9 protein-coding genes are annotated in these 9074 nt (G+C 67.1%); 3 read left to right on the forward strand and 6 right to left on the reverse strand.

What is annotated here, in order from left to right:
* Nucleotides 1–9: 9 nt before the first annotated feature.
* The 3 genes from AE618_RS21915 to AE618_RS21925 are packed head-to-tail and all read left to right on the forward strand — an operon-like array spanning nt 10 to nt 3185.
* Nucleotides 10–1104, forward strand: coding sequence for an ABC transporter ATP-binding protein (locus AE618_RS21915; protein WP_054211205.1), 1095 nt, complete (start codon nt 10–12; stop codon nt 1102–1104).
* A 4-nt stretch (nt 1105–1108) separates the two neighbouring features.
* On the forward strand, nt 1109–2038 hold the full coding sequence (locus tag AE618_RS21920; RefSeq protein ID WP_082365473.1) for an ABC transporter permease: 930 nt from the start codon (nt 1109–1111) through the stop codon (nt 2036–2038).
* A 16-nt stretch (nt 2039–2054) separates the two neighbouring features.
* Nucleotides 2055–3185, forward strand: a complete 1131-nt coding sequence (locus tag AE618_RS21925) for an ABC transporter permease (RefSeq protein ID WP_054211206.1) — start codon at nt 2055–2057, stop codon at nt 3183–3185.
* Nucleotides 3186–3195: 10 nt separating this feature from the next.
* Here the strand turns inward: AE618_RS21925 and AE618_RS21930 are convergent, their stop codons facing one another.
* From AE618_RS21930 to AE618_RS21955, 6 genes are all read right to left on the reverse strand, one after another.
* Nucleotides 3196–4482 (reverse strand): TRAP transporter large permease, encoded by a 1287-nt coding sequence (locus AE618_RS21930; protein WP_054211207.1) that lies wholly within the window; start codon nt 4480–4482, stop codon nt 3196–3198.
* Nucleotides 4479–5021, reverse strand: coding sequence for a TRAP transporter small permease (locus tag AE618_RS21935; protein ID WP_082365474.1), 543 nt, complete (start codon nt 5019–5021; stop codon nt 4479–4481). Before AE618_RS21935 ends, AE618_RS21930 begins: the two co-directional genes overlap by 4 nt.
* A gap of 118 nt (nt 5022–5139) precedes the next feature.
* The gene (locus tag AE618_RS21940) at nt 5140–6135 is read right to left on the reverse strand and encodes a sialic acid TRAP transporter substrate-binding protein SiaP (RefSeq protein ID WP_054211208.1); all 996 of its coding nucleotides are present in this window, start codon (nt 6133–6135) and stop codon (nt 5140–5142) included.
* 78 nt (nt 6136–6213) lie between these two features.
* The gene (locus tag AE618_RS21945; protein ID WP_054211209.1) at nt 6214–6891 is read right to left on the reverse strand and encodes a GntR family transcriptional regulator; all 678 of its coding nucleotides are present in this window, start codon (nt 6889–6891) and stop codon (nt 6214–6216) included.
* Between the two features lie 25 nt (nt 6892–6916).
* Nucleotides 6917–7813 carry a dihydrodipicolinate synthase family protein gene (locus AE618_RS21950; protein ID WP_054211210.1) on the reverse strand — a complete coding sequence of 299 codons (897 nt, stop codon included), beginning with the start codon at nt 7811–7813 and terminating at the stop codon, nt 6917–6919.
* A gap of 164 nt (nt 7814–7977) precedes the next feature.
* Nucleotides 7978–8796, reverse strand: a complete 819-nt coding sequence (locus tag AE618_RS21955; RefSeq protein ID WP_054211211.1) for a carbohydrate ABC transporter permease — start codon at nt 8794–8796, stop codon at nt 7978–7980.
* Between the last annotated feature and the right edge of the window lie 278 nt (nt 8797–9074).

Raw genomic sequence — 9074 nt, forward strand, 5'->3', positions numbered from 1 at the left:
AGGACCCGCATGACGAAAGATGTCGTTCTCGACCACGTCTCGATCCGGTTCGGCGGCTATACGGCCGTCGAGAACGCGCATCTGACCATCAGGGGCGGCGAGTTCTTCTCCTTCCTCGGCCCGTCCGGCTGCGGCAAGACCACGCTGCTGCGCTGCATCTCCGGCTTCGTCCAGCCGAGCGAAGGGCGCGTCCTGATCGGCGGGGAGGACATGCGCAATGTCGGCCCCAACAAGCGCCCGACCGCGCTGATCTTCCAGAATCTCGCGCTGTTTCCGCTGCTCACCGTCGCTGAGAACATCGCCTTCCCGCTCGAGGTGCGCCGCGTCGGCCGCAAGGCCCGCCGCAAGCGCGCCGACGAACTGCTCGAGATGATCGCCCTGCCCGGCACCGGCGACAAGAAGGTCCATGAGCTCTCCGGCGGCCAGAAGCAGCGCGTCGCGATCGCGCGCGCGCTCGCCGCCGAGCCCGACATCCTGCTGCTCGACGAGCCGCTCTCGGCCCTCGACCTGAAGCTGCGCCAGCACATGCGCACCGAATTGCGCGCGATCCAGCAGCGCGTCGGGCTGACCTTCATCTACATCACCCACGACCAGGGCGAGGCCCTGACCATGTCGGACCAGGTCGCGGTGATGAATGCCGGCGTCATCGAGCAGATCGACGATCCGCAGACGGTCTACAACCAGCCCCGGACGCCCTTCGTCGCCTCCTTCGTCGGCGAATCCAACGCCATCTCCGGCGTCGTCCTGTCCCAGACCGGCAGGCTCGCGACGCTCGACACCCCGCTGGGCCCCCTTGTCGGCCAGGCCGCGGGCGGGCGGACCTATCTGCCCAGGGAGCGCTGCACGCTGTTCGTGCGGCCTGAGCAGCTCTTCATTGCCGATACCCCGCCCGAGGTGAACGAAATCAAGGCCAGGCGCGTCAACGAGGAGTTCGAGGGGTCCATCCGCACGCTCTATCTGGAGGCCGGCGGCAAGGCCTTGCGCCTCTACCACATGAACGCCGCCACCTCCGCCGCGCTCGCCACGGGCGACGGCGCGCTCACCGTCTCGTTCAAGCCGGAGCAGGCAACGATCCTGCCCGATGACCCGGCGCTGAGCGGCTGACGCGATGACGATGATCGCCCGCTTTTTCCGCGACTTCAGCAGCCGGCACGGCACCGGCGCCGCAAGCTTCGTCATGGCGGCGGTGCTGTTCTGGATCGTCTTCCTGATCCTGCTGCCGCAGCTGGCAATGCTCGACGTCTCCTTCCGCCACAACCTGCCGCGCCCGGAGATCGGCGGGCCCAAGGACGTCCACACGCTCGACAACTACCGCTACTTCCTGTTCGGCAACAGCGGCGGCGCCGCACTGAACGCGCTCGACATCGGCGTGCTGGTCAAGACGCTGGTCGCCGCCGTGCTGGTGACCCTGCTCGACATCCTGCTCTGCTATCCGATCGCCTTCATCCTCGCCCATTCCGCCAGCGGCGCGGGTGCGCGGCTGATGGTGATTGCGCTGATCGTGCCCTTCTGGATCAACGACATCCTGCGCGCCTTCGCCTTCCGCATCCTGTTCGGCGCCACCGGGGTCATCAACGGCGTCGGGCTGTCGCTCGGGCTCTGGACCGCGCCGATCGACTTCATCCGCGCCGATGTCGCGCTCTATGCCGGCCTCGCCTACACCTATGTCCTGCTCATGGTGTTCTCGATCTACAACGCCGTCGAGACGCTCGACCGCAACCAGATCGAGGCGGCCCGCGACATGGGCGCGAGCTGGTGGCGCGTGCATTGGCGCATCGTTCTGCCGGTGGCCAAGCCCGGCATCGCCTCGGGCGCCACCATGGTCTTCATGCTGACGGCGGGCGCGCTCGCCGCTCCGCAGATCCTCGGCGGGCCCTCGAACCTCTGGTTCACCCAGCTGATCTACCAGTGGTTCAACGATGCCGGAGACTGGTCGCGCGGCTCGGCCTACGCGACCATCCTGCTGGTCGTCTGCCTTGCCTTCGTCTTCGTGATGATGCGGATCTTCCGCGTCTCGATCGGGGCGATCGGGCGATGATGCGGGGTGTCGCACGATGAGGCGTCTCGGCGGCGGCCTCTTCGCCTTCAGCTACACGCTTTTGTTCTTCCTGTTCCTGTTCGGCCCGCTGGTCATCATGGTGATCACGGCCTTCAACTCCTCGGCCTTTCCGCGCGTGGTGCCCTGGGAGTGCTTCACCACCGACTGGTTCGGCGTGCTCGTCCGCAACGAGCGGCTGATGACGGGCTTGTGGACCAGCCTGGCGATCGGCCTCGCCGTGGTCGCGATCGCGGTACCCTTTGGACTGGCGGGTGCGCTCGCGCTCGCCGATATCGGGCCGCGCCTGCGGGCCGGGCTCTATGCGGTGCTGATCACGCCGATCCTGATCCCCGGCGTCGTGCTCGGCATCTCCACCATCGTGTTCTGGAGCTATGTCGGGCGCAAACTGGGCGCCGGCTACGACACGGTCTTCTTCAACGGCCTGTTCCTGACCCTGCTCGGGCAGGTCGCCTTCATCGCCTCCTATGCGATGCTGATCCTCAGCGCACGCCTCCAGCGCTTCGACCCGACGCTGACCGAGGCCGCGCTCGACCTCGGCGCGACGCCGGGCCAGGCCTTCCGCAAGATCCTTCTGCCCTTCCTCAAGCCGGCTCTGGGTTCGGCCGCCTTCATCACCTTCCTGGCGTCCTTCGAGAACTACAACACCACGGTCTTCACCATCCTCGCGGGCAACACCTTCACAACGGCGCTCGCCTCCAAGATCCGGCTCGGCACCGATCCCTCGCTCTCGGCGCTCGCCGTCATCATCATCGCGGTCACGCTGATCGGCGCGATGGTGCAGGAGGCCCATCACCGCCGTCGCGCCCTGCTGGCCGGCGGCAGGCCGGAACGCTCCTGGCTCTACGCCAATCCGCTGACGCGGCTTCTGACCCATCCCGCCGCGATCCTGCTGATCCTGCTCGCCTGCGCCAGCGCCATCGTCTGGCAGGCCAGCCATCACGACGCGCAGGCCTGCCGCGCCGATATCCTGAGCGAGAAGCAGCGCCTTCAGGAAAAACTGCTGCAGGAGCAGCAGCAGCGCATGCAGCAGCGCCAGACCGAAACGCCAGCCGCGCCGGCAGCCCCGAGCAACAACCCCTCACCCTTCGGCGGCGCCTTCAACCCCGGCTCGCTCGCGCCGAAATGACGCCTTAGCCTCAGCGCCCCATCACCAGATTGGGCAGCCAGGTCGTCAGCGGCGGCCACAAGGTGATGGCGACGAGCACAGCCAGCAGCGGCATCAGCCAGGGCACGATCGCCCGCGACATCGACTCGAAGCTGATATTGGCGACCTTGGCGGTGACGAAGAGCACGACGCCGACCGGCGGCGTGATCGTCCCGATCATCAGGTTGAGCACGAAGATCAGCCCGAACTGGATCGGGTCGATGCCGAACTGCGCCGCGGCCGGCGTCAGGATCGGGATCAGGATCAGCATGGCGGCGAGCGCCTCCATGAAGCAGCCGACGAAGAGCAGCAGCAGGTTGACGATCAGCAGGAACATCAGCGGGTTGCCGGCGAGATCGACCAGCATCGGGCCGACCGTCTGCGGGATGCGCGAGATCGACAGGCACCAGCCGAGCGCGGCCGCCGTCATCACCAGCGCCAGCACGACGCCGGTGGTCTCGACCGTCTGCACGACGAGCTCCGGCAGATCGTCGAGATCGAAGCTGCGATAGACGAAGAGGCCGAGCACCAGCGCATAGGCCGTGGCGACCGCAGCGGCTTCCGTCGGCGTGAAGATGCCGGCCATCATCCCGCCGAACAGGATCACCGGCGTCATCAGCGCCCAATGCGCCTCCTTGTAGGCGACCCAGAGCTGCGCCGCTCCCGGGAAGAGATGGCGCGGCAGGTCGCGCTTCTTGGCGACATGCACGACCATCGCCATCAGCGCGCCAGCCATCAGCAGGCCCGGGATGACGCCGGCGAGGAACAGCCCGCCGATCGAGACATCCGCCGAGACGCCGTAGATCACCATCGGCAGCGAGGGCGGGATGATCGGGCCGATCGTTGCCGAGGCCGCCGTGATCGCCGCCGCCGTCTCGGCGTCGTAGCCCTCGTCCTTCATCGCCTTGATCTCGAGCGTGCCGACGCCGCCGGCATCGGCCACCGCCGAGCCCGACATCCCTGCGAAGATCACGCTGGCGAGGATGTTGGCGTGGCACAGGCCACCGCGCAGCCAGCCGACGCAGGCCGTGGCGAAGGCGAAGATCCGGTCGGTGATCCCCGCCGAGTTCATGATGTTGCCCATCAGGATGAACAGCGGCGCCGCCAGCAACGGGAAGGAATTGGCGGATTGCGCGATCTTCTGCGGCACGATCCCCAGCGGGAAGCCGCCCAGGAAGGCAAAGGCGATCGCCGCCAGCCCCATCGAGACGAACAGCGGCACGCCGATCAAAAGCGCGGCGAACCAGACCGGCAGGATCTGCAGCATGATCGTGGTCATAGCGGCTGGCTTCCGGGTTCGGGCGCGGTGAACCGGCGGCCCGCCACCACATCGGCGATCTCGGCTGCGGCCTGCAGGATCAGCGCGAGGCCGGCCAGGGGCATGACGATGTAAAGCGCCGCGCTCGACACCGGCAGCGCGATCGACTCGACATCCCAGTTGCGCTCGATCAGCCCGTAGGAATAGCGGATCAGGACGGCTGCGAAGACGATGATCGCGGCCTGCGTGACGATCTCCAGCACGCGTCCAGCGCCCTCGGGCAGCTTGTCGGCGAAGACCGTGATGCGGATATGCGAGCGCCGCCTTGCCGCGATGATCCACCCGACGAAGCCGGTCCAGACCAAAAGGTATTGCGCGAGCTCGTCGGTCCAGGCCAGCGGCGCATTGAGCTGGCGCGACAGCACGCCGAGCAGCACCGCGACCAGCAGCGACAGCAGCAGCGCCACGGCGGCATAGCGCACGATGCGGTCGGAGAGGTGGAGGAGGGATTTCAAAGCATCAGCCTCATTGACGACGACCTCGATAAAATACGCGGTCATCCCGGGCGACCGAAGGGAGACCCGGGATCCATGCCGGAACAGTTCAGGCATGGATCCCGGATCGGCGCCGCTACGCGGCTTGTCCGGGACGACCCGGAGGTGGTGGAACCGCTTCAGCTCACAGCGCCGCCAGCGCGTCCCAGGTGCCCTTGCCCCATTTGCCCTCGAACTGCTTGGGCAGGGTGGCCAACACCGGCTTGGAGAAGCTCTCCAGATCCGGCTCTGTCACGCTCATTCCCGCAGCCTTCAGCGTCGCCACCAGGCTGCCCTCCTGGCTGGCGAGCTCGGCGTCCTGCCAGGTGACTCCATCAGTGATGGCGGCCTCCAGCAGGCTCCGGTCGGCATCCTTCAGCCCCTTCCAGAATTCGCTGTTCACGATGACGAGGCGCGGCGTGATGATGTGGCCGGTCAGGATCAGGTGCTTCTGCACCTCCTGCAGCTTGGCGCTGTGGATCGTCGGCAGCGGGTTCTCCTGCCCGTCCACCGCGCCCTGGCTCAGCGCCAGATAGAGCTCGTTGAAGTTCACCGGCGTCGCCTTGGCGCCCCAGGCCTCGACCATGGCGCGGAAGGTATCGACCGGCGGCACCCGGAGCTTGAGACCGACGACGTCGGCTGCGCTCTTCACCGCCTTGGAGCCGGTGGTCAGGTGGCGCTTGCCGTAATAGGTCACGGCGGCCATGCGCATGCCGCGCTTCTTTTCGAGATCGGCGTTCATCTGGGTGAAGACCGGCGCCTTGGCGACCTTCGCCATGTGGGCGGCGTCGCGCCACAGATAGGGCGCCTCGACCACGGAGAGCTGCGGCAGGAAGGAGCCGAGCGCGGCCGCCCCGTCCGTCGTCATGGTCAGCGCGCCGGACGCCACGGATTCCATCATGTCCTTGCCGGAACCGAGCTGGCCGGCCGGGAAGGTCTGGATGTCGATGCGGCCGGAGGTCTTCTCCTTCACCTGCTTGGCGATGCGCTCGACCATCTGCACCTGCGGATGGGTGGCGGGCAGCATCTCGCCCCAGCGCAGCACCGTCGCCTGTGCGCGCAGGATGGTCGGCATGGCGATGGCCCCGCCAGCGAGAGCGGCAGAACCTGCAAGAAAGTCACGTTTGGAAATCCTGGTCATGGTCGTTTCCCTCCGGGCTACGGCCGGTTTGCCCGGCTCGTTGCGATGGTCTCGATCGTCGTCGTTCTGTGGGCGTCGTCAGTAACTCATCGCCCGCGTGCGGGCGTTGCCGATATGGATGCTCATTTCCTCCGCCGCGCGGATCGGGTCGCGGGCCTCGATCGCAGTGATGATCTTGAGGTGGTCGCGCATCACCGGGACCAGAATATGGTTCTGGATGCGGGTCTCGTATTGCCGGATCAGCCGGATCTTCAGCCAGGTGACGCGGAAGGCCTTGGAGACGATGTCGTTGTCGAGATGATCGATGATCGCCTCGTGCATCAGCCGGTCGGTGTCCTCCGCGTCCTCGATCAGGGTCTCGTCGCCGCCGGCCTCGGCCCGCGCGATGATCGCCTCGTGCCGCGCGCGCTGCTCGGCGATCTCGTCATCGGTCGCGTTGGCGGCATAGAGCGCGGTCGCCTCCTTTTCGAGGAAGAGCCGGAACTGGAAGGCGTTGCGGATCAGGTTGAGGTCGACATGGGCGACCTGCATGCCCCGCTGCGGCACCGTCTTGATCAGCCCCTCGGCCTCGAGCCGCGGGATCAGCTCGCGGATCGCGCCCAGCGGCAGGCCGGTGAGCGCGACGAGCTCGCGCTGCGTCACGAACTGGCCCGGCTTGATCTCGCGCGCCAGCAGCCGCTCGGTGAAGGAGGCGTAGGCGCGCTCCCTCAGCTTGAGCGGCTCAGCCTCGCGGGGCTCGGAGTCGGGCTGGTTCAAGACGTCGTTCCCTGTCAGGCGCCCCTCAGGCGGCCTTTGCCATCGTGATTCTGTCGAACGCCGCGAAGAGCCGCTGCCGCGTCCCCTCGTCGAGCGCCTCCAACGGCGCGCGCATCGCGCCATAGCCGGAATCGCCATGCACATGCCCGACCAGCGCCTTCACCGAAGCCAGCACCGGATGCGAGCAGATCTCGTCGACCAACGCATTCACCACGGGGGAGTCCTTGCCCTCATAGACCATCGGCCGCAGCAGCTGCGGCACGAGATTGGCGACGCCGCAGATCGAGCCCTGGGCGCCGTTGCGAACCGCCTTGGCCAGCTGGCGCTCGTCGCCGACGAGGATGGCGAGCTCGCCATGCGCCTTCAGCAGCGCTTCGGTGTTGGCGTAGCTGCCCGAGGAATCCTTCACGCCGGCAACGATGCCGGGAAACGCCGTCTTCAGCCGCTGGACCAGGTCGATGCTGATGGCGACGGCGGTCACGGAGGGGATGTGGTAGAGGATGACGTTGCGAACGGACGCGTCAAGCTGTTCGAAATACTGCGAGAACCAGCGATAGAGACCCTCGTCGCTGACGCCCTTGAAATAGAAGGGCGGCGCCAAAAGCAGGCCCTTGGCCCCGGCGTCGAGCGCCAGCCGGCCCTGCTCGACAGCCTCGTGCAGCGAGGACGCGGCAATGCCGGCATAGATCTGCCTGGCCGGATCGATGCCGGCGCCGATCAGCGCCCCCATCATCGCGCCGCGCGCGGGCAGGCCGAGCGCCGCGCCCTCGCCGGTGGTGCCAAACAGCGTGACGCTGTCGCAGCCTTCCGCCAGCACATGCCGCGCATGCTTGACCAACCGCGGCAGGTCGACGGCGCCGCCCTCTCGCATCGGGGTGGTGATGGCGCAGGAAAGGCCGAAGCGGTTGGGATCGATGCTCATGGAGGTCGTCTTTCAGGACAGTGAGATGTCTGACATGTTAGTCGGATGATACAGGTGGCACAAGCACTTCGCCGTCATTGCGAGCGCAGCGAAGCAATCCAGGGAGACGTCGAGCGAGCGGCTCTGGATTGCTTCGCTGCGCTCGCAATGACGGGTTTGCGCGTTCAGCCATCCTTGAGCCCTCCCGCTGAGAGCCCGGCGACGATCTGGCGCTGCGCCAGCACCGTCACCAGGAGGACCGGCAGCGTCACCAAAAGCGCGGCGGCCGCCAGCGGTCCCCACGAAATCTGCTCGAAGGTCAGCGAGTTGTAGACGGCCGAGGGCAGCGTGCGGCTGTTCTTGCCGCCGAGCACCACCGAGAAGATGAAGTTGTTCCAGGAGAAGATGAAGGCGAGGATGCCACCGACCGTGACGCCGGGCATCGCCAGCGGCAGCGCGACATGCCGGAAGGCCTGCCATGTCGAGGCGCCGTCGATGCGGGCGGCGTCTTCCAGCTCCATCGGAACATTCTCGAAATACCCGATCATGATCCAGACGATGATCGGGATGGTGATGACCAGATGGGTGATCACCAGCGCGGAAATCGTGCCCACCATCCCCGTCATCTGGAACAGCAGGAAGAGCGGGATCAGATAGGACAAGGCCGGCGTCATGCGCGCGACCAGGATCAGGATGGCGAACTTCGTCGCCTTGCCGCGCGCGATGCCGTAGCCGGCGGGCACCCCGACCGCGAGCCCGATCAAGACGGCGCCGCCGGTGACCAGGATCGAGTTCCAGAGATAGAGCGCGAAATTGTTCTGCGCAAAGACGTCGACATAGTTCTTCAGCGTCGGCGGATCGGGAATGAAGACCGGCGGGAAGGCGGTGTTGTCGAGTTCGTTCTTGAACGACAGCGAGATCATCCAGAGGAAGACCAGTACCGCCGGCGAGACCAGCACGAAGACGGAGGCGTAGAAGCCGAGCTTGGTGGCGAGGCGCTTCATGAGAAAGCCCTTGCCGTCATTGCGGGGAAGCCCGACCTCCCCCCTCCCCCCGCTTGCGGTGGGGAGGGTTGGGGTGGGGGGCAGTCCCGCTCGGCGCGACGATCAAGGACAGGGCTCTGGCTTTGCGGGGGCCCCCCCCCCCCCCCCCCCCCCCCCCCCCGCGGGGGGGGGGGGGGGGGGGGGGGGGGGGGGGCGCCGGCGCAGAGCCCCCCAACCCGCCCCCCTCTCTCGCCTCCCCCATGCGCTGCGCACGGCGGGGGGCCGGGAGGACCAGAGCG

It is taken from the genome of Allobosea vaviloviae (assembly GCF_001298265.1).
Lineage (GTDB): Bacteria > Pseudomonadota > Alphaproteobacteria > Rhizobiales > Beijerinckiaceae > Allobosea > Allobosea vaviloviae_B.